17 protein-coding genes and 1 tRNA gene are annotated in these 25,812 nt (G+C 40.8%); 14 read left to right on the top strand and 4 right to left on the bottom strand.

The window, feature by feature from the left end:
• Positions 1 to 105: 105 nt before the first annotated feature.
• Positions 106 to 193 (bottom strand) — tRNA-Ser (locus N8L90_RS07515).
• A 162-nt stretch (positions 194 to 355) separates the two neighbouring features.
• Here N8L90_RS07515 and N8L90_RS07510 point away from each other — a divergent pair.
• From N8L90_RS07510 to N8L90_RS07495, 4 genes are all read left to right on the top strand, one after another.
• Positions 356 to 1,096 (top strand): DeoR/GlpR family DNA-binding transcription regulator, encoded by a 741-nt coding sequence (locus N8L90_RS07510; RefSeq protein ID WP_070842725.1) that lies wholly within the window; start codon positions 356 to 358, stop codon positions 1,094 to 1,096.
• The gene (gene pfkB / locus N8L90_RS07505) at positions 1,093 to 2,004 is read left to right on the top strand and encodes a 1-phosphofructokinase (RefSeq protein WP_261024878.1); all 912 of its coding nucleotides are present in this window, start codon (positions 1,093 to 1,095) and stop codon (positions 2,002 to 2,004) included. Before N8L90_RS07510 ends, pfkB begins: the two co-directional genes overlap by 4 nt.
• The gene (locus tag N8L90_RS07500; protein ID WP_261024875.1) at positions 2,001 to 3,953 is read left to right on the top strand and encodes a fructose-specific PTS transporter subunit EIIC; all 1,953 of its coding nucleotides are present in this window, start codon (positions 2,001 to 2,003) and stop codon (positions 3,951 to 3,953) included. Before pfkB ends, N8L90_RS07500 begins: the two co-directional genes overlap by 4 nt.
• Positions 3,954 to 4,041: 88 nt before the next feature.
• Positions 4,042 to 6,345, top strand: coding sequence for a DNA translocase FtsK (locus tag N8L90_RS07495; RefSeq protein WP_314725729.1), 2,304 nt, complete (start codon positions 4,042 to 4,044; stop codon positions 6,343 to 6,345).
• A gap of 433 nt (positions 6,346 to 6,778) precedes the next feature.
• Here N8L90_RS07495 and N8L90_RS07490 read toward each other — a convergent pair whose 3' ends face one another.
• On the bottom strand, positions 6,779 to 7,249 hold the full coding sequence (locus N8L90_RS07490) for an arginine repressor (RefSeq protein ID WP_261024873.1): 471 nt from the start codon (positions 7,247 to 7,249) through the stop codon (positions 6,779 to 6,781).
• A gap of 18 nt (positions 7,250 to 7,267) precedes the next feature.
• Positions 7,268 to 9,541, bottom strand: a complete 2,274-nt coding sequence (locus tag N8L90_RS07485; RefSeq protein WP_261024871.1) for a Xaa-Pro dipeptidyl-peptidase — start codon at positions 9,539 to 9,541, stop codon at positions 7,268 to 7,270.
• 379 nt (positions 9,542 to 9,920) lie between these two features.
• Between N8L90_RS07485 and N8L90_RS07480 the strand changes: the two genes are divergently transcribed.
• From N8L90_RS07480 to pyk, 3 genes are all read left to right on the top strand, one after another.
• Positions 9,921 to 13,022: a DNA polymerase III subunit alpha gene (locus N8L90_RS07480; RefSeq protein ID WP_261024870.1), complete on the top strand. Its 3,102-nt coding sequence runs from the start codon at positions 9,921 to 9,923 to the stop codon at positions 13,020 to 13,022.
• Positions 13,023 to 13,104: 82 nt separating this feature from the next.
• Complete coding sequence (pfkA, locus tag N8L90_RS07475) at positions 13,105 to 14,112, top strand: 6-phosphofructokinase (RefSeq protein ID WP_000820862.1); 1,008 nt, start codon at positions 13,105 to 13,107, stop codon at positions 14,110 to 14,112.
• 58 nt (positions 14,113 to 14,170) lie between these two features.
• Complete coding sequence (pyk, locus tag N8L90_RS07470; RefSeq protein ID WP_261024868.1) at positions 14,171 to 15,676, top strand: pyruvate kinase; 1,506 nt, start codon at positions 14,171 to 14,173, stop codon at positions 15,674 to 15,676.
• A gap of 306 nt (positions 15,677 to 15,982) precedes the next feature.
• Here the strand turns inward: pyk and N8L90_RS07465 are convergent, their stop codons facing one another.
• Positions 15,983 to 16,969 (bottom strand): L-lactate dehydrogenase, encoded by a 987-nt coding sequence (locus N8L90_RS07465; protein ID WP_000204726.1) that lies wholly within the window; start codon positions 16,967 to 16,969, stop codon positions 15,983 to 15,985.
• A gap of 194 nt (positions 16,970 to 17,163) precedes the next feature.
• On the opposite strand from N8L90_RS07465, the gene gyrA reads away from it, so the two are divergent.
• The 7 genes from gyrA to udk all read left to right on the top strand — a co-directional run bounded on the left by gyrA (position 17,164) and on the right by udk (position 25,749).
• Entirely contained in the window at positions 17,164 to 19,632 is a 2,469-nt protein-coding gene (gene gyrA / locus N8L90_RS07460) for a DNA gyrase subunit A (RefSeq protein WP_077805045.1), read from the top strand.
• Positions 19,632 to 20,375, top strand: a complete 744-nt coding sequence (gene srtA / locus N8L90_RS07455) for a sortase SrtA (RefSeq protein ID WP_173254439.1) — start codon at positions 19,632 to 19,634, stop codon at positions 20,373 to 20,375. The genes gyrA and srtA overlap by 1 nt, the downstream gene beginning before the upstream one ends.
• Before the next feature lie 139 nt (positions 20,376 to 20,514).
• Positions 20,515 to 21,312, top strand: coding sequence for a formate/nitrite transporter family protein (locus tag N8L90_RS07450; protein WP_000254781.1), 798 nt, complete (start codon positions 20,515 to 20,517; stop codon positions 21,310 to 21,312).
• A gap of 146 nt (positions 21,313 to 21,458) precedes the next feature.
• Entirely contained in the window at positions 21,459 to 22,739 is a 1,281-nt protein-coding gene (locus N8L90_RS07445) for an O-acetylhomoserine aminocarboxypropyltransferase/cysteine synthase family protein (RefSeq protein ID WP_261024885.1), read from the top strand.
• 95 nt (positions 22,740 to 22,834) lie between these two features.
• Positions 22,835 to 24,109, top strand: a complete 1,275-nt coding sequence (locus tag N8L90_RS07440) for a DUF2130 domain-containing protein (RefSeq protein WP_261024864.1) — start codon at positions 22,835 to 22,837, stop codon at positions 24,107 to 24,109.
• Between the two features lie 11 nt (positions 24,110 to 24,120).
• On the top strand, positions 24,121 to 24,999 hold the full coding sequence (truB, locus tag N8L90_RS07435; RefSeq protein ID WP_261024881.1) for a tRNA pseudouridine(55) synthase TruB: 879 nt from the start codon (positions 24,121 to 24,123) through the stop codon (positions 24,997 to 24,999).
• Between the two features lie 111 nt (positions 25,000 to 25,110).
• On the top strand, positions 25,111 to 25,749 hold the full coding sequence (gene udk, locus N8L90_RS07430; protein ID WP_001181376.1) for a uridine kinase: 639 nt from the start codon (positions 25,111 to 25,113) through the stop codon (positions 25,747 to 25,749).
• Positions 25,750 to 25,812 lie beyond the last annotated feature (63 nt).

The following is a 25,812-nucleotide window of genomic DNA, read 5'->3' as shown; positions in this document are numbered from 1 at the left end:
AACTCGCTCAAATTAACGAGAGATTCCCCGGTTTTCATTTCATTAAAAGTAAGAGACCTATTTTTTCAGTGGACTCGATTTCTTGGGTATCTTTTTTAAAATAAACGGAAGACATGGGATTCGAACCCACGCACGCTGTTACACGCCTACCGCGTTTCCAACACGGCCTCTTAAGCCTCTTGAGTAATCTTCCAATACTTACTCAAATAGTCTACCATAAAGGTTCTTATCTTGCAATTAAAAATTTTTGAAATGAGAAAAATGATAGAATTTGAAAGAAAATGATAAAAAATGTTTGACTTTAAAAGAAAGTGTGATAGAATGAATAGTGTAAACGATAACAGGAGGTGATTCAGTGTTAAAAACAGAGCGGAAGCAACTTATTTTAGAGGAGTTAAATCAACATCATGTAGTTTCTCTAGAGAAATTAGTTAGTTTGTTAGAAACGTCAGAATCAACGGTTCGAAGAGACTTGGATGAGTTAGAAGCAGAAAATAAGCTTCGTCGTGTACATGGTGGAGCAGAATTGCCTCACTCCTTGCAGGAAGAAGAAACTATTCAAGAAAAATCTGTCAAAAACCTTCAGGAGAAGAAGTTGCTGGCTCAGAAAGCAGCCTCTCTCATCAAGGAACAAGATGTCATCTTTATCGATGCTGGAACAACAACTGCTTTTTTGATCCATGAATTGGTTAATAAGAATATTACTGTTGTGACAAATTCGATTCACCATGCCGCACAGTTGGTTGAAAAGCAGATTCCAACTGTCATGGTTGGAGGAAGTGTCAAGATGGCAACAGATGCGAGCATCGGGGGAGTTGCTCTTAACCAGATTAACCAATTGCACTTTGACCGTGCCTTTATCGGGATGAATGGTGTGGACGATGGCTATTATACGACTCCTGATATGGAGGAGGGGGCTGTGAAGCGTGCTATTTTAGAGAATGCCAAACAGACCTACGTCTTAGTGGATTCGTCTAAAATTGGACAAACTTGCTTTGCCAAGGTAGCACCACTCAAACGAGCTATTGTTATTACAAGTCAAGGGCATGAGCTCTTGCAGGTTATTAAGGAGAAAACGGAGGTAATAGAAGTATGATTTATACAGTCACACTTAATCCATCCATTGACTATATCGTTCGTTTGGACCAAGTCCAAGTCGGTAGTGTCAATCGAATGGATAGTGATGATAAGTTTGCTGGTGGGAAAGGAATCAATGTCAGTCGTGTCTTGAAACGCTTAGATGTTCCCAATACAGCAACTGGATTTATCGGTGGTTTTACTGGTAAATTTATCACAGATACTCTGGCAGAGGAAGAAATCGAGACACGTTTTGTCCAAGTAGCAGAAGATACTCGCATCAATGTCAAGATTAAAGCAGACCAAGAAACAGAAATCAACGGAACGGGTCCAAATGTCGAACCAGCCCAGCTAGAAGAATTGAAAGCTATTTTATCTAGTCTGACAACAGAAGATACGGTTGTGTTTGCAGGTTCAAGTTCTAAAAATCTAGGCAATGTTATCTACAAGGATTTGATTGCCTTGACGCGTCAGACGGGTGCGCAAGTGGTTTGTGATTTTGAAGGACAGACCTTGATTGATAGTTTGGACTACCAGCCACTTCTTGTCAAACCAAACAATCACGAACTTGGAGCTATCTTTGGAGTGAAACTCGAAAGTTTAGATGAAATCGAGAACTATGCTCGTGAGTTACTGGCTAAAGGTGCTCAAAACGTCATTATCTCTATGGCTGGTGACGGTGCCCTTCTTGTCACATCTGAGGGAGCTTACTTTGCCAAACCTATTAAGGGAACTGTGAAAAATTCAGTTGGAGCTGGTGATTCTATGGTTGCCGGATTCACAGGTGAATTTGTCAAATCAAAAGACGCAGTAGAAGCCTTCAAATGGGGAGTGGCTTGTGGAACAGCAACTACCTTCTCGGATGACTTGGCAACGGCGGAATTTATTAAAGAAACATATGAAAAAGTTGAGGTAGAAAAAAGATGAAAATTCAAGACCTATTGAGAAAAGATGTCATGTTGCTGGATTTGCAGGCAACTGAAAAAACTGCTGTCATTGAAGAGATGATTAAAAGTTTGACAGACCACGGTTATGTGACAGATTTTGAAACCTTTAAAGAAGGAATTTTAGCGCGTGAAGCTCTCACTTCCACTGGTTTGGGTGATGGAATTGCTATGCCTCACAGCAAAAACGCTGCTGTAAAAGAAGCGACAGTTCTCTTTGCCAAGTCAAACAAGGGTGTTGACTACGAGAGCTTGGATGGACAAGCAACTGACCTCTTCTTTATGATTGCAGCTCCAGAAGGTGCTAATGACACTCACTTAGCAGCCTTGGCAGAATTGTCTCAATACTTGATGAAAGACGGTTTTGCTGACAAACTTCGCCAAGCGCAATCAGCTGATCAAGTTATCGAACTTTTTAACCAAGCTTCAGAAAAAGCTGAGGAGCCAGTTCAAGCACCTACCAATGACTCTGGGGACTTTATCGTAGCCGTTACAGCTTGTACAACAGGTATTGCCCACACTTACATGGCTCAAGAAGCCCTTCAAAAAGTGGCTGCTGAAATGGGTGTTGGAATTAAGGTGGAAACCAACGGAGCTAGCGGTGTTGGTAACCAACTAACTGCTGAGGACATCCGCAAGGCTAAAGCTGTTATCATCGCTGCAGACAAGGCGGTTGAAATGGATCGTTTCGATGGCAAACCATTGATTAATCGTCCAGTTGCTGACGGTATCCGTAAGACAGAAGAGTTAATTAACTTGGCTCTTTCAGGAGATGCTGAAGTCTACCGTGCAGCTAATGGTGCAAAAGCTGCAACAGCCTCTAACGAAAAACAAAGCCTTGGTGGTGCCTTCTACAAACACTTGATGAGTGGTGTATCTCAAATGTTGCCATTTGTTATTGGTGGTGGTATCATGATTGCCCTTGCCTTCTTGATTGACGGTGCTTTGGGTGTTCCAAATGAAAACCTTGGCAATCTTGGTTCTTACCATGAACTAGCTTCGATGTTCATGAAAATCGGTGGCGCTGCCTTTGGTTTGATGCTTCCAGTTTTTGCGGGTTATGTTGCCTACTCTATTGCTGAAAAGCCCGGTTTGGTAGCAGGTTTCGTGGCTGGTGCTATTGCCAAGGAAGGGTTTGCCTTTGGTAAAATCCCTTATGCAGCAGGTGGTGAAGCAACGTCAACTCTTGCAGGTGTCTCATCTGGTTTCCTAGGTGCCCTTGTTGGTGGATTTATCGCAGGTGCTTTAGTTCTTGCTATCAAGAAATACGTTAAAGTTCCTCGTTCACTTGAAGGTGCAAAATCAATCCTTCTCTTGCCACTTCTTGGAACAATCTTGACTGGATTTGTCATGCTAGCTGTTAACATCCCAATGGCAGCAATCAACACTGCTATGAATGACTTCCTAGGCGGTCTTGGAGGCGGTTCAGCTGTCCTTCTTGGTATCGTCCTTGGTGGAATGATGGCTGTTGACATGGGTGGACCAGTTAACAAAGCTGCCTATGTCTTTGGTACAGGTACGCTTGCAGCAACTGTTTCTTCAGGTGGTTCTGTTGCTATGGCAGCAGTTATGGCTGGAGGAATGGTGCCACCACTTGCAATCTTTGTCGTAACTCTTCTCTTTAAAGATAAATTTACTAAGGAAGAACGCAACTCTGGTTTGACAAACATCATCATGGGCTTGTCATTTATTACTGAGGGAGCGATTCCATTTGGTGCCGCTGACCCAGCTCGTGCTATCCCAAGCTTTATCCTTGGTTCTGCAGTAGCAGGCGGACTCGTTGGTCTTGCAGGTATCAAACTCATGGCGCCACACGGAGGAATCTTCGTCATCGCTCTTACTTCAAATGCCCTTCTTTACCTAGTCTTTGTCTTGATTGGAGCAATTGTAAGTGGTGTAGTTTATGGTTACCTACGCAAACCACAAGCATAAAACTTAGATAGAAAATAAAAAGATTGGACCGTTTGGTGCAGTCTTTTTCTCTTTCCGAAATGCCTGTGAAATATGGTATAATAGAAGAATGGCAAACAAGAATACAAGTAAAACAAGACGGAGACCGTCTAAAGCAGAACTCGAAAGAAAAGAAGCGATACAACGGATGTTGATTTCGCTAGGAATCGCGATTTTATTGATTTTTGCAGCCTTCAAATTAGGGGCTGCAGGTATAACCCTTTACAATTTAATTCGCTTGTTGGTGGGAAACTTAGCCTATATGGCAATATTTGCCCTTTTAATCTATCTCTTCTTTTTCAAGTGGATACGAAAACAGGAAGGACTCTTATCTGGCTTTTTCACCATATTTGCAGGCTTGCTCCTGATTTTTGAAGCCTACTTGGTTTGGAAATATGGCTTGGACAAGTCCGTTCTAAAAGGAACCATGGCTCAGGTTGTGACTGATTTGGCTGGTTTTCGAACGACCAGTTTTGCTGGAGGTGGCTTGATTGGTGTTGGACTTTATGTGCCAACAGCCTTTCTCTTCTCAAATATCGGTACTTACTTTATTGGTTCTATCTTGATTTTAGCTGGAGCCCTGCTAATCAGTCCTTGGTCTGTTTACGATATTGCTGAATTTTTCAGTAGAGGCTTTGCCAAATGGCGGGAAGGTCATGAGCGTCGAAAAGAGGAACGCTTTGTCAAACAAGAAGAAAAAGCTCGTCAAAAGGCTGAGGAAGAGGCTAGATTAGAACAAGAAGAGACCGAAAAAGCCTTACTCGATATGCCTCCTGTTGATATGGAAACGGGTGAAATTCTGACAGAAGATGTTGTGCTTGACGTTCCACCTGTTCCAGAAGAAGAGTGGGTAGAACCAGAAATCATCCTGCCTCAAGCTGAACTTGAATTCCCTGAACAGGGAGATAACTCTGATGACGAAGATGTTCAGGTCGATTTTTTAGCCAAGGAGGCTCTTGAATACAAACTTCCAAGCTTACAACTCTTTGCCCCTGATAAACCCAAAGACCAGTCTAAAGAGAAGAAAATCGTTCGTGAAAATATCAAAATCCTTGAAGAAACCTTTGCTAGTTTTGGTATCAAGGTAACGGTTGAACAGGCCGAAATTGGGCCATCGGTGACCAAGTATGAAGTCAAGCCTGCAGTGGGTGTGAGGGTCAACCGCATTTCCAATCTAGCAGATGACCTCGCTCTAGCCTTGGCAGCCAAGGATGTCCGAATCGAAGCGCCTATCCCAGGGAAATCTTTAGTGGGAATCGAAGTACCTAACTCTGAGATTGCGACAGTTTCTTTCCGAGAACTATGGGAACAATCTCAAACGAAAGCAGAAAATCTCTTGGAAATTCCTTTAGGGAAGGCTGTTAATGGAACCGCAAGAGCATTTGACCTCTCCAAGATGCCCCACTTGCTAGTCGCAGGTTCAACGGGTTCAGGGAAGTCGGTAGCAGTTAACGGCATTATCGCTAGCATTCTGATGAAAGCAAGACCCGACCAGGTCAAGTTTATGATGGTTGATCCCAAGATGGTTGAGTTATCTGTTTACAATGATATTCCCCACCTCTTGATTCCAGTCGTGACCAATCCACGCAAGGCCAGCAAGGCTCTGCAAAAGGTTGTGGATGAAATGGAAAATCGTTATGAACTCTTTGCCAAGGTAGGAGTTCGCAATATTGCAGGTTTTAATGCCAAGGTAGAAGAGTTCAATGCCCAGTCTGAGTACAAGCAGGTTCCGCTACCGCTCATTGTCGTGATTGTTGATGAGCTGGCTGACCTTATGATGGTGGCCAGCAAGGAAGTGGAAGATGCCATTATTCGTCTTGGACAGAAGGCACGTGCTGCAGGTATCCACATGATTCTTGCAACCCAGCGTCCATCGGTTGATGTCATCTCTGGTCTAATCAAAGCCAATGTCCCATCTCGTGTCGCATTTGCGGTTTCATCAGGGACAGACTCCCGTACTATCTTGGATGAAAATGGAGCAGAAAAACTGCTTGGCCGAGGTGACATGCTCTTTAAACCGATTGATGAAAATCATCCAGTTCGTCTTCAAGGATCCTTTATCTCGGATGATGATGTTGAACGCATCGTAAACTTCATCAAGGATCAGGCTGATGCGGACTACGATGAGAGTTTTGATCCAGGTGAGGTTTCTGAAAATGAAGGAGAATTTTCAGATGGTGAATCTGGTGGTGATCCGCTCTTTGAAGAAGCCAAGGCTTTGGTAATCGAAACCCAGAAAGCCAGCGCATCTATGATTCAGCGTCGTTTATCAGTTGGATTTAACCGTGCGACCCGTCTCATGGAAGAGCTTGAGATGGCAGGTGTCATTGGTCCAGCTGAAGGTACTAAGCCAAGAAAAGTATTGCAACAATAAATTTCTCTCTTATACGGAAATGTAAACCTGACGTGATTTGAAGAGATTTTTGAAGCGGATTATCTATGATGTATAATTAATTGAATCTAAAATAGTACGAAACGACTTTTAAAGCATGAAATTGATTTGAATTCCCTAATAAATTTGTTCACATTTTATTCAAACACTATATCAAGCTGAAACAGATTTAGAATTTCTTTTAGATATATGAAGACTCCCCTTATAGTTTCTAGTGAATATTTGTTTTTCACTAGAAACTATAAGGGGAGCTTTTGTACTCATGTATGAGATAGATTTCTTTTTTTGTTTTATTAAGCTGCATAGCTCACTTTTCAGCAGGAATCAGCTATTGTATTCGCTAGCTGTTAGCTGACATCAATTCACTACTGTTTAAAATTTTGAGAGTTCTGCAGTTTTTGAGTTCAGTTTCTGTTTATTCACCAAAGAAAAATGGTGGGGCGAACCGTTTCAGATCTTCAAAGCAATGTTGAGCAGCTTCTGCATCTTCACAGATGACAAGACAGACATCATCACCACAGAGGGTAGCGATAGCATCAGGGAAACTCAAAGCATCAATGATAGAACCAAATGATTGAGCCAGTCCAGGAAGGGTTTTTAGTAGGACTTGGTGTTGAACTGGGCGCATCAAGACAAGGGCGTCTTCCATGTAGAGTTCGAGGCGTTTTTCCCATTTTGAGATAGAACCTGTATTTAGCACATAGTAAGAGTTATCTTCTTCTCGTACTTTTGACAGGTTCATACTTTTAATATCTCTCGAAAGTGTCGCTTGTGTAACTTGAATATCATTATCGGCAAGAAGAGATTGTAACTCAGCTTGTGTGTGAATCTTATTTTTCGTTACAAGAGCGCGTATGAGTTGGTGTCGGTGTTCAGATTTATTCATAATAATTTAACTCCTTTTTTAGTGAGGTAGGATAAGTGTAGACTGTTCAAGATCAACAGTCAGCTGGTAAGCGGTATTGTCACGTATGGTGATTTCAAAGTCAGTCGTATAGAGGACTAAACGAAGAGTATCTCCTTCTTTTAACTTGTAAATAGTAGGTTGTAGTTCAAATTGCACATCCATCCATTCATCTGCAGTGATATCCTCTACTAACAGTAGATCAGTTCTATTTTGTAAATTGAGGTAACCTTTTGTCACGACTCGTTGTGTATCTGGTCTAATTGGTAATTCACAGAGATTTTCCAACATGTGGTAGCGTCCATTATCAATGGTTTTAGCACTTAAAATAGCTGGATAAGGTTGTAGGTATTTCTTTTGACCAAGTTCCAGTAGTTGAGCAGATAAAAGCCCCTTGTTTGTGCTGGATTTGATACGAAGATTGAGTTGAGCTCGACCGTTCAAGTGAAGATCCTTAGTCACAGGAAGGTCAATAGTAATCTGATTGGCTTTTCCTTGATAGAGTTCTGTATTGAAGGTTTGGTAGGTCTTACCATAGCGCTCAAAATCCTTATCTGGGTACTGGTTTTGAATGATTTTCTCTTCTTGACCAAGTGAGAAGGTTTCAAAGTTTTCTTGCCCACCGAAGTTATCAAGTGATAACCAAGTCTGAGGGGCTGTATTGTCCTGCCAGATAACAGTAGGAAGTTGGAAATCTGTATCTTGTCCCAGTAATTTCTTTGTCAACAAGGCGTTCATGGACTCACGGAAGTCAATGGACTGCCAGTTGTTCATGTAAACATGTGCGCCATTATGGAAAAAGAGGTGCTTATTTATATGAGCAGGAAGCGCATGGAACATCTGGTAAACATGAAGTGGTTTGACATTCCAATCCTGTGAACCGTGGGTAAAGACAACCTCTGCTTTTACATTATGGGCATTGAGTAGATAGTTGCGATCATGCCAAAACTGGTTATAGTCGCCAGTCTTGCGATCCAGTTGTTCTTTTACTTTTTCTAAGTCAGCTTGGTGAGCTTCATTGCCACGGATATAGTCGCCAGCCAAGAGATTACGAGAATAGGTTAACTCAGCAAGGGAGTCAAAGTCCTCACCTGGATAACCGCCTGGACTAGTTACCAGACCGTTTTCACGATAGTAGTTGTACCATGAAGAAATGCCAGCCTCAGCAATGATAACCTCTAAACCATTGACGCCTGTAGTCGCAAGACCATTGGACATGGTTCCAAGATAGGAAAGTCCAGTTGTGGCAACTTTTCCGTTTGACCAGTCAGCCTTGACTTGACGCTGGCGCGTGTGGTCGGTAAAGGCACGACAACGGCCATTGAGCCAATCGATGACATTTTTATAAGCTTCGATTTGTTGATAGTCTCCGTTAGTCATGAAACCAGTAGAGTCTTTGGTACCAACACCTGACACATAGAGATTGGCAAAACCTCGTGGGAGGAAGTAGTCGTTGAGTGTATAGCTAGCATTGATGTGCGTTAGCTTTTCCTCAGCTTCTGACACAAGCTCAGCTTGACCTTGGGGGTGGACGAGATTGAGTTGAGGTTCCTCTAGTTCAATCTTATAAGCAGGTTTAACCTCAAGCTCGCCCTCCATCTTGTAGAGAGCCTTGTCACTAGCCTTGTCATTTGTTCCCTGATGATAAGGACTTGCTGTCATGATGGCAGGAATTTGCCCCTCGTAACGTGGACGAATAATGCTGACCTTGACTAAGTCTGGTAGACCTTTTTGGTCAGTATCGACACGAGACTCAACGTAGACCACTTCTCGAATAACATCATGGCTGGAAAAAGTTGCTAAACTCTTGCCGTTAAAGTAGTGGTAGTCATTATCCTCCGGAATAAGACCATCACTAACAAGTTGGTCGATAAGAGTATTTCCCTTTTTGGTGCGAGTATTGAGTAACTGATAGAGATTTTCAATCAAGTCACCGTATACAATAGGAAATCCAGTCTCTTTACGAAAAGATTCACTGTCTTCGAAGTCAATCAAATAAGAAAAGCCTAAAAGTTGAAAAGCAACAGTATAAAAAATATCTGCTGTCAGTTCATCTTCTGATTGAAAAAATGTTAGCAGGTCTGTTTTTTTATCAGATGCTAGGATGGAAAGTGGATAGTTGGTGTCTTGATAAGTGAAAAAGAAACGACTTAGAAAAGACTCCAACATCTTTTTATTTGTTGACTCAGATGGAAAATCAAATCCATACTTTTTTAATTCATATAAAATAGTATCTCTTGGAAGTGATAAATAGCTGAATTGATTAAAGCGCATAAAACCTCCTTGTAAAATAATAATTAAGGTTATTATATCAAAAAAATAGGAGAAAGGGAATTATTAAGTGAGAAAGAAATTAATTAAAGAATAATGAATATTATTTATATGAAAAACAGGCACAACTCTATAGTTCAAAACAAATTATAATAGTAAATAGATTAACTGGATGTGTCTTTCTATTTTAAAAGATATATTCACTTCTTGGGATAAAAAAGTAAAAAAATTACCGGATCATTTGATTCTTTAAATGTATTTTTGCTTTTTTCGTTCAAAAAATTTTACTTTAAGGATAAAATAGAGATAGGAGTCATTGCTTTTGTCTTTCTCTTTTTGAAAATGGTATAATATAGTGAGAAGGATAGAGGAGAAGTGTAAATTGATCGCACAACTAGATACAAAAACAGTCTATAGTTTTATGGAGAGTGTCATTTCAATCGACAAGTATGTGAGAGTAGCAAAAGACTATGGATACACTCATCTGGCTATGATGGATATTGACAATCTTTATGGGGCTTTCGACTTTCTAGAGGTTACAAAAAAATACGGCATTCATCCTTTGCTTGGGCTTGAAATGAATGTGCTTGTAGATGATAAGGAAGTGAATCTGCGCTTTTTAGCTTTATCTAGTGTGGGCTATCAGCAGTTGATGAAACTATCAACAGCCAAGATGCAGGGGGAGAAAACTTGGTCAGTCCTGTCCCAGTACCTGGAGGATATCGCGGTAATTGTGCCTTATTTTGAAGAGCTTGAATCACTAAATCTAGGCTGTGATTACTATATAGGGGTTTACCCAGAAACACTGGCCAGCGAATTTTATCGTCCTATTTTGCCACTTTATCGGGTCAATGCCTTTGAAAGTAGGGATAGAGAAGTTCTTCAAATTTTAACAGCGATTAAAGAAAATCTACCGCTCAGAGAAGTTCCTTTGCGCTCACGACAAGATGTCCTTATATCAGCAAGTTCTTTAGAGAAATTATTCCAAGAACGTTTTCCTAAAGCCTTGGAAAACTTAGAAAAGCTTATTTCAGGTATTTATTATGACTTGGATACTAGTTTAAAATTACCTCGTTTTAATCCAGCTAGACCAGCAGTGGAAGAATTGAGAGAACGTGCTGAATTGGGGCTTGCTCAGAAGGGGTTAACTGGTAAAGAATATCAAGACCGTCTAGACCAAGAATTGGCTGTTATTCATGATATGGGCTTTGACGATTATTTCTTGGTTGTCTGGGATTTGCTGCGTTTTGGACGTTCGAATGGCTATTATATGGGTATGGGACGGGGTTCTGCAGTTGGTAGCTTGGTTTCCTATGCCTTAGATATCACAGGGATTGACCCAGTAGAGAAAAATCTGATTTTTGAACGCTTTCTCAATCGTGAACGCTATACTATGCCTGATATTGATATCGATATTCCTGATATTTATCGTCCAGATTTTATCAGATATGTTGGCAATAAATATGGTAGTAAACATGCTGCACAAATCGTTACTTTTTCAACCTTTGGAGCAAAGCAGGCCTTGCGAGATGTTTTGAAACGCTATGGTGTACCAGAGTATGAATTATCTGCAATTACCAAGAAAATCAGTTTTCGTGACAATCTCAAGTCGGCTTATGAGGGTAACCTCCAGTTTCGTCAGCAAATCAATAGTAAGTTAGAATACCAAAAAGCCTTTGAAATTGCCTGCAAGATTGAGGGATATCCAAGACAAACCTCTGTCCATGCAGCTGGTGTTGTAATCAGTGACCAAGATTTGACCAACTACATTCCTCTAAAGCATGGTGATGAAATTCCACTGACTCAGTATGATGCTCATGGAGTTGAAGCTAGTGGGCTTTTAAAGATGGATTTTCTGGGACTAAGAAATTTGACCTTTGTCCAGAAAATGCAAGAGTTGCTTGCTGAATCAGAAGGTATTCATCTGGAAATAGAAGAAATCGATTTGGAAGACAAAGAAACGCTGGCTTTATTTGCTTCTGGTAATACAAAAGGTATCTTTCAATTTGAGCAACCTGGTGCCATTCGCTTGCTAAAACGTGTGCAACCAGTCTGTTTTGAAGATGTCGTAGCAACTACTTCCCTAAATAGACCAGGTGCTAGTGACTATATCAATAATTTTGTAGCTAGAAAGCATGGGCAGGAAGAAGTGACTGTTCTGGATCCAGTACTGGAGGATATTTTGGCTCCAACATACGGAATTATGCTCTATCAGGAGCAGGTTATGCAGGTTGCCCAGCGTTTTGCTGGATTTAGTCTTGGGAAAGCCGATATTTTGCGTCGGGCTATGGGGAAAAAGGATGCCTCTGCCATGCATGAGATGAGGGCTTCCTTTATTCAAGGTTCATTAGAAGCTGGACATACTGCGGAAAAGGCAGAGCAGGTCTTTGATGTCATGGAGAAGTTTGCAGGTTATGGTTTTAACAGGTCACATGCCTATGCATACTCAGCCTTGGCTTTCCAGTTGGCTTATTTCAAAACGCATTATCCAGCCATCTTTTATCAGATTATGTTGAATTCTGCCAACAGTGATTACTTAACAGATGCCTTAGAAGCAGGCTTTGAAGTAGCGCCTCTGTCCATCAACACCATTCCCTATCATGATAAAATTGCCAACAAGGCCATCTATCTAGGTTTGAAATCGATTAAGGGAGTCAGCAATGATCTGGCTCTATGGATTCTTGAAAACAGACCCTATTCTAACATTGAAGATTTTATAGCTAAATTACCTGAGAATTATCTGAAACTTCCTCTGCTAGAACCTTTGGTAAAAGTTGGCCTTTTCGATTTATTTGAAAAAAATCGTCAAAAAGTATTCAATAATTTAGTTAATCTATTTGAATTTGTAAAAGAGTTAGGAAGTTTGTTTGGAGATACTATTTATAGTTGGCAGGAATCGGAAGATTGGACAGATCAAGAAAAATTCTATATGGAACAAGAGCTTTTAGGGATAGGTGTCAGCAAACATCCCCTACAAACTATTGCAAGTAAAGCTATTTACCGGATTACCCCAATTGGGAATTTGTCAGAAAATAGCTACGCTATTATTTTGGTTGAAGTTCAGAAGATAAAAGTAATTCGTACCAAAAAGGGCGAAAACATGGCTTTCTTACAGGTAGATGATAGTAAGAAAAAATTGGATGTTACCCTCTTTTCAGACTTATATCGTCAGGTTGGGCAGGAAATAAAAGAGGGAGCCTTCTACTATATAAAAGGAAAAATCCAGTCACGAGATGGCCGTCTGCAAATGATTGCACAAGAAATAAGAGAAGCAGTTGCTGAACGCTTTTGGATACAGGTAAAAAATCATGAATCGGATCAAGAAATTTCACGTATTTTAGAACAATTTAAAGGTCCAATCCCAGTCATCGTCAGGTATGAAGAGGAACAGAAAACAATCGTTTCCCCTCATCATTTTGTAGCTAAATCCAATGAATTAGAAGCGAAGTTGAATGAAATCGTTATGAAAACGATTTATCGCTAAAAATACGGAAAATAGAAGAATTTTAAAATCAAATGTGGTATAATCAATAAGAATGTTAAAAGAAAAAGGAGCATAAACCAATATGAAACGTATTGCTGTTTTGACTAGTGGTGGAGACGCCCCTGGTATGAACGCTGCTATCCGTGCAGTTGTTCGTCAAGCAATTTCAGAAGGAATGGAAGTGTTTGGTATTTATGACGGATATGCTGGTATGGTTGCCGGTGAAATTCATCCCCTAGATGCAGCTTCAGTAGGAGACATCATTTCTCGTGGTGGTACTTTCCTTCACTCAGCTCGTTACCCAGAGTTCGCTCAACTTGAAGGGCAACTTAAAGGGATTGAGCAATTGAAAAAACACGGAATTGAAGGTGTAGTTGTTATCGGTGGTGACGGATCTTACCACGGCGCTATGCGTTTGACTGAACATGGCTTCCCAGCTATCGGTCTTCCAGGTACAATCGATAACGATATCGTTGGTACTGACTTCACAATCGGTTTTGACACAGCGGTCACAACTGCTATGGACGCTATCGATAAGATTCGTGATACGTCATCAAGTCACCGTCGTACTTTTGTTATTGAAGTTATGGGACGTAACGCTGGTGATATCGCTCTTTGGGCTGGTATTGCAACTGGTGCTGATGAAATCATCATTCCTGAAGAAGGATTCAAGATTGAAGATATCGTAGAAAGCATTAAATGTGGTTATGAGTGTGGTAAAAAACACAATATCATCGTCTTGGCAGAAGGTGTGATGTCAGCAGCTGAATTTGGTAAAAAACTAAAAGAAGCTGGGGATACAAGCGACCTTCGTGTGACAGAACTTGGACATATTCAACGTGGTGGTTCTCCAACTGCGCGTGACCGTGTATTGGCGTCACGTATGGGTGCGCATGCTGTTAAACTTCTTAAAGAAGGCATCGGTGGTGTTGCGGTTGGTATCCGTAACGAAAAAATGGTTGAAAATCCAATTCTTGGTACTGCAGAAGAAGGAGCATTGTTTAGCCTTACTGCAGAAGGTAAGATTGTGGTTAATAACCCACACAAAGCCGACATTGAGCTATCTAGCTTGAATAAGAGCTTGTCATAATTTACAATTTAGTTAATAAGACCAAAAAGGTCATATATATAAAGGAGTCACAAAAATCATGAACAAACGTGTAAAAATCGTTGCAACTTTGGGTCCTGCGGTAGAAATCCGTGGTGGTAAAAAATTCGGTGAGGACGGATACTGGGGTGAAAAACTTGATGTTGAAGCTTCAGCTAAAAACATTGCTAAATTGATTGAAGCTGGTGCTAACACATTCCGTTTCAACTTCTCACACGGTGACCACCAAGAACAAGGTGAGCGTATGGCAACTGTTAAACTTGCTGAAAAACTTGCAGGTAAAAAAGTTGGTTTCCTTCTTGATACAAAAGGACCAGAAATCCGTACAGAATTGTTCGAAGGTGAAGCTAAAGAGTATTCATACAAAACTGGTGAGAAAATCCGTGTTGCAACTAAACAAGGAATCAAATCAACTCGTGAAGTGATTGCATTGAACGTTGCTGGTGCTCTTGATATCTATGATGATGTTGAAGTTGGTCGTCAAGTTTTGGTTGACGATGGTAAACTTGGTCTTCGTGTGGTTGCTAAAGATGACGCAACTCGTGAATTTGAAGTTGAAGTTGAAAACGATGGTATCATCGCTAAACAAAAAGGTGTGAACATTCCTAACACTAAAATTCCTTTCCCAGCTCTTGCTGAACGCGATAACGACGATATCCGCTTTGGTCTTGAACAAGGTATCAACTTCATCGCTATTTCATTCGTACGTACTGCAAAAGACGTGAACGAAGTTCGTGCAATCTGTGAAGAGACTGGAAACGGACATGTTCAATTGTTCGCTAAAATCGAAAACCAACAAGGTATCGATAACTTGGATGAAATTATCGAAGCTGCTGATGGTATCATGATCGCTCGTGGTGACATGGGTATCGAAGTACCATTCGAAATGGTTCCAGTTTACCAAAAAATGATCATCACTAAAGTCAATGCTGCAGGTAAAGTTGTTATCACTGCAACAAACATGCTTGAAACAATGACTGAAAAACCACGTGCAACTCGTTCAGAAGTATCAGACGTATTTAACGCTGTTATCGATGGAACTGACGCTACAATGCTTTCAGGTGAGTCTGCAAACGGTAAATACCCACTTGAGTCAGTAACTACAATGGCTACAATCGATAAGAACGCTCAAACTCTTCTTAACGAATATGGACGTTTGAACTCAGATTCATTCGAACGTAACTCTAAGACAGAAGTAATGGCTTCAGCTGTTAAAGATGCTACTAACTCAATGGACATTAAATTGGTTGTAACTCTTACTAAGACAGGTCACACTGCACGTTTGATCTCTAAATACCGTCCAAATGCTGACATCTTGGCGTTGACATTTGACGAATTGACAGAACGTGGATTGATGTTGAACTGGGGTGTTATCCCAATGTTGACAGATGCTCCATCATCAACTGACGATATGTTCGAAATTGCTGAACGTAGAGCAGTTGAAGCAGGTCTTGTAGAATCTGGTGACGATATCGTTATTGTTGCTGGTGTACCAGTTGGAGAAGCTGTTCGTACAAATACAATGCGTATCCGCACAGTACGTTAATTAATAGAAAATAGCCTATCATATCAAGCTTTCTAGCCTGTATGATGGGCTTTTTTGTATATGGGAAAAGTTTTCTACTTGTGATTTAATGCAACTGTAGCCAAAGAGTAAATCGTTGCGTGTTCCATACTTTTTGTGTGATGTGAGTATAAATCTGATTGGTAGTCTTAGGGTCTTTATGACCTACACGCGACATGATGGCATGAAGAGGATTATTGCTTTTTACAAGCAAACTAATAAGATATTGAGTGTAGATACAGATAAAAAACAACTCCCTGATGATTCAAGGAGTTGTCTATAGTTAAATTAGTTTTTTGAAGCTGCTTGGAATTCTGGATTTTTCCATGCTTCGTCAATGATAGCTTGCAATTCTTTAGCAGATGCTTGCATTTTTTGAGTTTCTGCGTCGTTCAATGGGATATTTACTGGACGAACGATACCATGTGCACCAACAACAGCTGGTTGACCGATAAAGACGTTCTCAACTCCGTATTGACCTTCTTGGAATACTGAAAGTGGAAGTACTGCGTTTTCATCGTCAAGGATTGCTTTAGTGATACGAGCAAGGGCTACTGCGATACCGTAGTATGTTGCACCTTTTTTGTTGATAATTGTGTAGGCTGCATCACGAACACCTTCGAACAATTCAATCAATTCAGCTTCTTGAACATTTTGAGTGTCTTTAAGGAATTCTTCAAGGTTTACACCAGCGATGTTTGCGTGTGACCAAACAGCGAACTCAGAGTCACCGTGTTCACCCATGATGTAAGCGTGAACTGAACGAGCATCTACATCCAATTTTTCAGCAAGTGCTTGACGGAAACGAGCTGAGTCAAGTGAAGTACCTGAACCAATAACGCGTTCTTTAGGGAAACCAGAGAATTTCCAAGTTGAGTAAGTCAAAACGTCAACTGGGTTAGCAGCAACAAGGAAGATACCTTTGAAACCTGATTCAACAACTTGAGTTACGATTGATTTGTTGATAGCAAGGTTTTTACCTACAAGGTCAAGACGAGTTTCACCTGGTTTTTGAGGAGCACCTGCAGTGATTACAACAAGGTCAGCGTCTGCACAGTCAGAGTATTGAGCTGCATAGATTTTTTTAGGTGAAGTGAAGGCAAGGGCGTGACTAAGGTCAAGCGCGTCACCAACAGCTTTTTCATGCAATTGTGGAATTTCGATAATTCCAAGCTCTTGTGCAATTCCTTGGTTAACAAGTGCAAAAGCGTAAGATGAACCTACAGCACCATCTCCGACAAGGATAACTTTTTTGTGTTGTTTAGTTGAAGTCATTGTTCTAAACATCTCCTTAATTTTATTCAGGGATTTCCCCAGTTATTTTAATTCTATCACTTTTAAAAAGCTTTGTCACGAATATGCCTTGGAGTTCTTGATGTAAACGTTTTAGCTAATTTGGATACCTGAAATATGGCGGACATTATGGTATAATATTATTAATTACTAATAGTGAAATGAGGCATTTATTAATGCAGGATAGAAATTTAGTGAATGTCAATCTGACAAAGGAGATGAAGACGAGCTTTATCGATTACGCCATGAGTGTTATCGTAGCGCGGGCTCTTCCTGATGTTCGAGATGGCTTGAAACCTGTTCACCGTCGGATTCTCTATGGAATGAATGAATTGGGTGTTACTCCAGACAAACCCCATAAAAAATCTGCTCGTATTACAGGGGATGTCATGGGTAAATATCACCCACACGGGGATTCCTCTATTTATGAAGCCATGGTCCGTATGGCTCAATGGTGGAGCTACCGTTACATGCTTGTAGATGGACATGGGAACTTTGGTTCCATGGATGGTGATGGTGCTGCCGCTCAGCGTTATACTGAGGCACGTATGAGCAAGATTGCTCTAGAAATGCTTCGAGATATCAATAAGAATACAGTTGATTTCGTCGATAACTATGATGCCAATGAACGTGAACCCTTGGTCTTGCCTGCACGTTTTCCAAACCTTTTGGTCAATGGAGCAACTGGTATTGCCGTTGGGATGGCTACCAACATTCCTCCTCACAATCTAGGTGAGACCATTGATGCAGTCAAGCTCGTCATGGACAATCCTGAAGTGACTACCAAGGACTTGATGGAAGTCTTGCCTGGTCCAGATTTTCCAACTGGTGCCCTTGTCATGGGGAAATCAGGTATTCATAAGGCTTATGAAACAGGTAAAGGATCGATTGTCCTCCGTTCACGTACCGAAATTGAAGAAACTAAGACTGGCCGTGAGCGCATCGTTGTAACGGAATTTCCTTACATGGTCAATAAAACCAAGGTGCATGAGCATATTGTTCGTTTGGTTCAGGAAAAACGGATTGAGGGCATCACAGCGGTTCGTGATGAGTCAAACCGCGAAGGGGTTCGTTTCGTGATCGAGGTCAAGCGCGATGCCTCAGCCAATGTTATACTTAATAACCTCTTCAAGATGACCCAGATGCAAACCAACTTTGGTTTCAATATGCTTGCTATCCAAAATGGGGTACCGAAGATTTTGTCCCTTCGTCAGATTTTGGATGCTTATATTGAGCACCAAAAAGAAGTGGTTGTTCGTCGTACTCGTTTTGATAAGGAAAAAGCAGAAGCACGTGCTCATATCTTAGAAGGTCTCTTGATTGCGCTAGACCATATCGACGAAGTGATTCGTATCATCCGTGCTAGTGAAACAGACGCAGAAGCACAAGCCGAGTTGATGAGTAAGTTTAAGCTTTCTGAACGTCAAAGTCAGGCTATACTAGACATGCGCCTTCGTCGTTTGACAGGTTTGGAACGTGATAAGATTCAGTCTGAATATGATGACCTCTTGGCTCTGATTGCGGATTTAGCAGATATTCTTGCTAAACCAGAACGTGTTTCTCAAATCATCAAAGAAGAATTGGATGAAGTTAAGCGTAAGTTTGGCGACCAACGTCGTACAGAGTTGATGGTCGGTGAAGTCTTGAGTCTTGAAGATGAGGATTTGATTGAAGAATCGGATGTCTTGATTACGCTTTCTAACAAGGGATACATTAAACGTCTGGACCAAGCTGAGTTTACTGCTCAAAAACGTGGTGGCCGCGGTGTTCAAGGGACAGGTGTTAAGGATGACGATTTTGTCCGTGAGTTAGTGTCGACTAGCACCCATGATCACCTGCTCTTCTTCACAAATAAAGGACGTGTCTATCGTCTTAAAGGTTATGAAATTCCTGAGTATGGTCGGACGGCCAAAGGACTACCAGTAGTTAATCTCTTAAAATTGGATGAAGGTGAAAGTATTCAGACGATTATCAATGTTGAGTCTGAACGCAGTGATGATGCTTACCTCTTCTTCACAACCCGTCATGGTATTGTGAAGAGAACCAGCGTCAAGGAATTTGCTAACATTCGTCAAAATGGACTTAAAGCACTGAATCTTAAAGATGAAGATGAGCTAATTAATGTCTTATTGACAGAAGAAGATACGGATATTATCATTGGTACCAAGTTTGGTTATGCAGTTCGCTTTAATCAATCAGCCGTTCGCGGCATGAGTCGTATCGCCACAGGTGTGAAAGGTGTTAATCTCCGTGAGGGAGACACAGTAGTTGGTGCTAGCGTAATTACTGATCAAGATGAGGTTCTTATCATTACTGAAAAAGGATATGGTAAGCGTACAGTCGCGACTGAATATCCAACAAAAGGTCGTGGTGGTAAAGGAATGAAGACGGCTAATGTGGCTGAGAAAAATGGTCCTCTATCAGGTCTCTTGACTGTGAAAGGTGATGAAGACTTGATGATTATCACTGATACTGGTGTTATGATTCGAACCAATGTTGCCAATATTTCACAAACAGGACGCTCAACTATGGGAGTTAAAGTAATGCGTCTGGATCAAGATGCTAAAATTGTAACCTTTACTACGGTTGCAGCGGCAGAAAAAGAAGAAGTTGGGACAGAAAACGAAACAGAAGGTGAAGCATAATGTCTCAAAAAAATAATAAGAAGAAAAACAAACGAAAAAATCTACTGACCAATATCCTGGCAGGATTTCTTATACTACTATCAATTGCTTTGATTTTTAATGCTAAAATTCGTGATATTTTCATAGTTTGGAATACCAATAAGTACCAAGTTAGTCAGGTATCAAAAGAAAAAATAGAAGAAAATCAGGATACAGAAGGAAATTTTGATTTTGATTCTGTCAATGCGATCTCTTCTGAAGCGGTTCTAGCTTCTCAATGGGATGCTCAAAAATTACCAGTTATCGGCGGAATTGCAGTTCCTGAATTAGAAATGAATCTGCCAATTTTTAAAGGTCTTGATAATGTCAATCTCTTCTATGGTGCTGGTACCATGAAACGCGATCAAGTGATGGGGAAAGGAAATTATAGTCTAGCTAGTCATCATATTTTTGGTGTCAATAATGCTAATAAAATGTTATTTTCTCCTTTAGATAACGCTAAAAATGGTATGAAGATTTATCTAACCGATAAGGATAAAGTTTATACTTATGAAATACGTGAAGTCAAACGTGTTACACCGGATCGTGTTGATGAAGTTGATGATAGAGATGGGGTAAATGAGATTACATTAGTAACCTGTGAAGACCTTGCTGCTACAGAACGTATTATTGTAAAAGGCGATTTGAAAGAAACAAAAGAATATTCACAAACATCTGATGAAATCCTAACAGCTTTCAATCAACCATATAGACAATTTTATTAATACAAATCAGTGAAATCCTGGATTTCACTGATTTTTTAAGCTTTTCATAAGAATAAACTTTTATGAAATACAGAAAACGCTTCCTTAATTTTAACGTTTGTGATATAATTATCAGGTAAAAAATTTTTAGGAGTTTATTATGGTTTCTTCAGAATTTATCTCAAAGATTGAATTTGCTTGCAAGAAGAAAGAAAGTCTTTATAGCCAAAGCAAATTTAAGTATGCGATTCGTTCTATGTTTGCAGGTGCATTTTTAACCTTCAGTACAGCTGCTGGTGCAGTTGGGGCTGATTTGATTAATAAAATTGCACCAGGTAGTGGACGATTCCTCTTCCCATTTGTCTTTGCTTGGGGATTGGCCTACATTGTTTTCTTGAATGCCGAGTTGGTAACATCAAACATGATGTTCTTGACTGCTGGTAGTTTCTTGAAAAAAATCTCTTGGAGAAAAACAGCTGAGATTTTACTTTACTGTACCTTGTTTAACCTTATCGGGGCTTTGATAGCAGGTTGGGGCTTTGCTCATTCGGCAGCCTATGCAAATCTGACTCATGATAGTTTCATCTCAGGGGTTGTTGAGATGAAGTTAGGCCGTTCAAATGAATTAATCTTGCTTGAGGCGATTTTGGCAAATATTTTCGTAAATATTGCGATTCTTTCATTTGTTTTGGTCAAAGATGGTGGTGCCAAACTTTGGCTTGTGTTGTCAGCGATTTACATGTTTGTATTCTTAACAAACGAGCACATTGCGGCGAACTTTGCTTCTTTCGCGATTGTGAAATTCAGTGTTGCTGCGGATTCAATTGCTAACTTCGGTGTTGGAAATATGCTTCGCCACTGGGGTGTAACCTTCATCGGAAACTTTATCGGAGGAGGCCTCTTGATGGGTCTTCCATATGCCTTCCTCAATAAAAACGAAGACACTTATGTAGATTAAGAAAATGAGCACGATTGCTTCGTGCTTTTTTCGATTTTGTAAGAAGTAATAGCCGCTTCTTATATCAAAATATAGAAAACTGATATTTGTAAACGATACCTTAAGGTGCTACAATATCTTTAATGAAACTATATGGAGGTCACCTTATGACTCGTGATTTTAAATTTGAAACTCTACAACTACATGCTGGTCAAGTTGTGGATCCAGCAACTAAGTCTCGTGCAGTGCCGATTTATCAAACAACATCCTTTGTTTTTGATGACACGCAGGAAGGTGCTGATCTGTTTGCCTTGAGGAAACCAGGGAACATTTATACTCGTATCACCAATCCTACAACAGCTGCCTTTGAAGAAAGAATTGCCGCCCTTGAAGGTGGTGTTGGAGCTCTTGCAACAGCATCAGGTATGGCCGCAGTGACTTATACGATTTTGGCGCTTGCCCATGCTGGTGACCATGTTGTAGCAGCATCAACTATTTACGGTGGAACCTTCAATCTTTTGAAAGAAACCCTTCCTCGTTATGGTATCACAACAACCTTTGTCGATGTGGATAATTTGGAGGAAGTGGAAGCAGCTATCAAAGACAATACCAAGCTTGTCTTGATTGAAACCTTGGGGAATCCCTTGATCAACATTCCTGACTTGGAAAAATTGGCTGAGATTGCTCATAAACACCAGATTCCACTCGTTTCAGATAATACCTTTGCAACACCTTATTTGATTAACGTTTTTTCTCACGGTGTAGATATTGCCATTCACTCTGCGACTAAGTTTATCGGTGGACATGGTACGACTATTGGTGGAGTGATTGTCGATAGCGGTCGTTTTGACTGGGCGGCTTCAGGAAAATTCCCTCAATTTGTTGAGGAAGACCCAAGCTACCACAATTTGAGCTATACTCGCGATGTGGGTGCAGCAGCCTTTATTATTGCTGTCCGTGTTCAATTGCTTCGTGATACAGGTGCAGCCTTGTCGCCATTTAATGCCTTCCTCTTGCTTCAAGGACTTGAAACCCTTTCACTTCGTGTGGAACGCCATGTGCAAAATGCAGAGAAAATTGTTGATTTCCTTGTCAAACATCCTAAGGTAGAAAAAGTTAACTATCCAAAATTGGCAGATAGTCCCTACCATGCCTTGGCTGAGAAATACTTGCCAAAAGGTGCGGGCTCAATCTTTACCTTCCATGTCAAAGGTGGGGAGGCAGAAGCTCGCAAGGTAATTGATCATTTAGAAATCTTTTCTGACCTTGCAAACGTAGCAGATGCTAAATCTCTTGTTGTCCATCCAGCTACAACAACTCATGGTCAATTGTCAGAAAAAGACCTAGAAGCAGCAGGAGTCACACCAAACCAAATCCGCTTGTCTATTGGACTTGAAAATGTAGATGATTTGATTGAAGACTTGCGCTTGGCCTTGGAAAAAATTTAAATAAAAAGAAGTTAAACAGTGGGTTTCGACTCACTGTTTTTGATTTTCCCTTAGGCATGATATAATGGTTACAGAAGTCTAGAAAGAGGAACGATATGAACGAAATCAAATGTCCCAACTGTGGGGAAGTCTTTACAGTAAATGAAAGTCAGTATGCCGAACTCTTGTCCCAAGTGAGAACGGCTGAGTTTGATAAGGAATTGCACGATCGGATGAAGCAGGAACTGGCCTTGGCTGAGCAAAAAGCCATGAATGAACAACAGTCTAAACTGGCTCAAAAAGACCAAGAAATTGCTCAATTGCAGAGTCAAATCCAAAACTTTGATACAGAAAAAGAATTGGCCAAGAAAGAAGTTGAACAAACAAGCCATCAGGCTCTCTTGGCCAAGGACAAGGAAGTGCAGGCCTTGGAAAACCAATTGGCGACCTTGCGTTTGGAGCATGAAAATCAACTGCAGAAGACCCTTTCTGACCTAGAAAAAGAACGTGATCAGGTTAAAAACCAGCTTCTTTTACAAGAAAAAGAAAATGAACTTTCTCTTGCTTCTGTTAAGCAAAACTATGAAGCCCAGCTCAAAGCAGCTAGTGAACAAGTCGAATTTTATAAGAATTTCAAAGCCCAACAATCTACAAAAGCTATCGGGGAAAGTCTAGAACACTATGCAGAGAGTGAGTTTAACAAGGTCCGTAGTTTTGCCTTTCCAAATGCCTACTTTGAGAAGGATAACAAGGTCTCGGCGCGTGGTTCCAAAGGCGACTTTATCTTCCGTGAGAGTGATGGAAATGGAGTGGAAATCATTTCCATCATGTTTGAGATGAAAAACGAAGCGGATGGAACAGAGAAGAAACACAAGAACGCGGATTTTTACAAGGAATTAGATAAGGACCGTCGGGAGAAGAACTGTGAGTATGCGGTTTTGGTAACCATGCTTGAGGCTGATAACGACTACTTTAACACGGGGATTGTTGACGTCAGCCACGAGTATGAAAAGATGTATGTTGTTCGTCCTCAATTCTTTATCCAGTTGATTGGACTCCTGAGAAATGCGGCGCTTAATTCCCTAAAATACAAGCAAGAGCTGGCCTTGGTTCGCGAACAAAATATTGACATTACGCATTTTGAAGAAGATTTGGATGCGTTTAAACAAGCCTTTGCCAAGAACTACAACTCAGCTTCGACCAACTTTGGTAAAGCAATCGATGAAATTGATAAGGCTATCAAACGCATGGAAGAGGTTAAGAAATTCCTAACCACATCTGAAAACCAACTCCGTCTCGCTAATAATAAATTGGAAGACGTTTCCGTCAAAAAATTGACTCGGAAGAATCCAACCATGAAAGCAAAGTTTGAAGCGCTGAAGGGGGAGTGAGAAAACAAGAGATGAACGGTATTATCAACTTAAAAAAAGAAGCGGGGATGACCTCGCATGATGCGGTTTTTAAACTGCGTAAGATTTTGGGCACCAAGAAGATTGGTCATGGTGGGACCTTAGATCCGGATGTGGTGGGTGTTTTGCCGATTGCGGTTGGCAAGGCGACACGCATGGTTGAGTTTATGCAGGATGAGGGCAAGGTCTATGAGGGTGAAATCACTCTTGGTTATTCAACAACGACTGAGGATGCCAGTGGTGAAGTTGTCGCAGAGACTCCTGTTTTGTCGCCCTTGGATGAAAATCTTGTCGATGAAGCGATAGCCAATATGACTGGGCCTATTACTCAGATTCCACCTATGTATTCGGCTGTCAAGGTCAATGGTCGTAAGCTTTATGAGTATGCGCGTGCTGGTCAGGAAGTAGAGCGTCCAGAACGTCAGGTGACCATTTATCAATTTGAGCGGACAAGTCCGATTTCTTATGAGGGAGAACTTGCACGTTTTACTTTTCGTGTGAAATGCAGTAAGGGAACCTATATTCGTACCTTATCGGTTGACTTGGGAGAAAAACTTGGCTATGCTGCCCATATGTCTCAGTTAACTCGTACTAGTGCAGCTGGTTTGCAACTAGAAGATGCTCTTACCTTGGAAGAAATCACTGAGAAAGTGGAAACTGGCCAACTGAATTTTCTCCATCCTCTAGAGATTGGGACAGGAGACCTTGTCAAAGTTTTCTTAACTCAAGAAGAGGCTGCAGAAGTGCGCTTTGGTCGTTTTATCGAACTCGAACAAACAGAACAAGAATTAGCTGCCTTTGAAGATGATAAATTGCTAGCAATTCTAGAGAAACGAGATAATCTATATAAACCAAGGAAGGTTTTTATCTAGTTTAACTGGAGTGTGGGGATGGAATTGTTTTCCCTAGACTATCCAAACCAGACTATAAATTTTGTAAAAAATGTGATAGAATAGACGACGGATAAAAAAACGGAGGATAGCATGCAAAATAGACCAATCATTATCGGAGTGACAGGTGGTTCTGGTGGTGGTAAGACCAGTGTTTCAAGAGCCATTTTATCGCATTTTCCTGATGAAAAGATTTCCATGATTGAGCATGATTCATACTACAAGGATCAGTCTCATTTAACCTTTGAAGAGCGTGTCAAAACCAACTACGACCATCCTTTTGCCTTTGATACAGACTTGATGATCGAGCAGATTAAGGAATTGTTGGCAGGGCGTCCAGTGGATATTCCGACTTATGACTATACAGAGCATACACGAAGTAGCAAGACCTATCGTCAGGAGCCTCAAGATGTCTTTATCGTTGAGGGGATTTTGGTCTTGGAGGACAAGCGCCTGCGCGATTTGATGGATATCAAGATTTTTGTGGATACGGATGACGATGTGCGCATTATTCGTCGTATCAAGCGCGATATGGAAGAACGTGGCCGTAGTCTTGATAGCGTTATTGACCAGTATTTAGGTGTGGTTAAACCTATGTACCATCAGTTTATCGAACCAACCAAGCGTTATGCTGATATCGTCATTCCTGAGGGAGTCAGCAATACAGTGGCTATTGACCTTTTGACGACCAAGATTGCAAAGATTTTGGAAGAAGCTAGAAATAGTAAATAAACAGATGTGGAGGCCTTGCCTCCTTTTTCTATTTTTCTCTCATAATGGTACATAAATGGAGAT

The organism is Streptococcus mitis (assembly GCF_946190115.1).
Lineage (GTDB): Bacteria > Bacillota > Bacilli > Lactobacillales > Streptococcaceae > Streptococcus > Streptococcus mitis_CO.
This window is presented reverse-complemented; position numbering and strand designations above follow the sequence as displayed.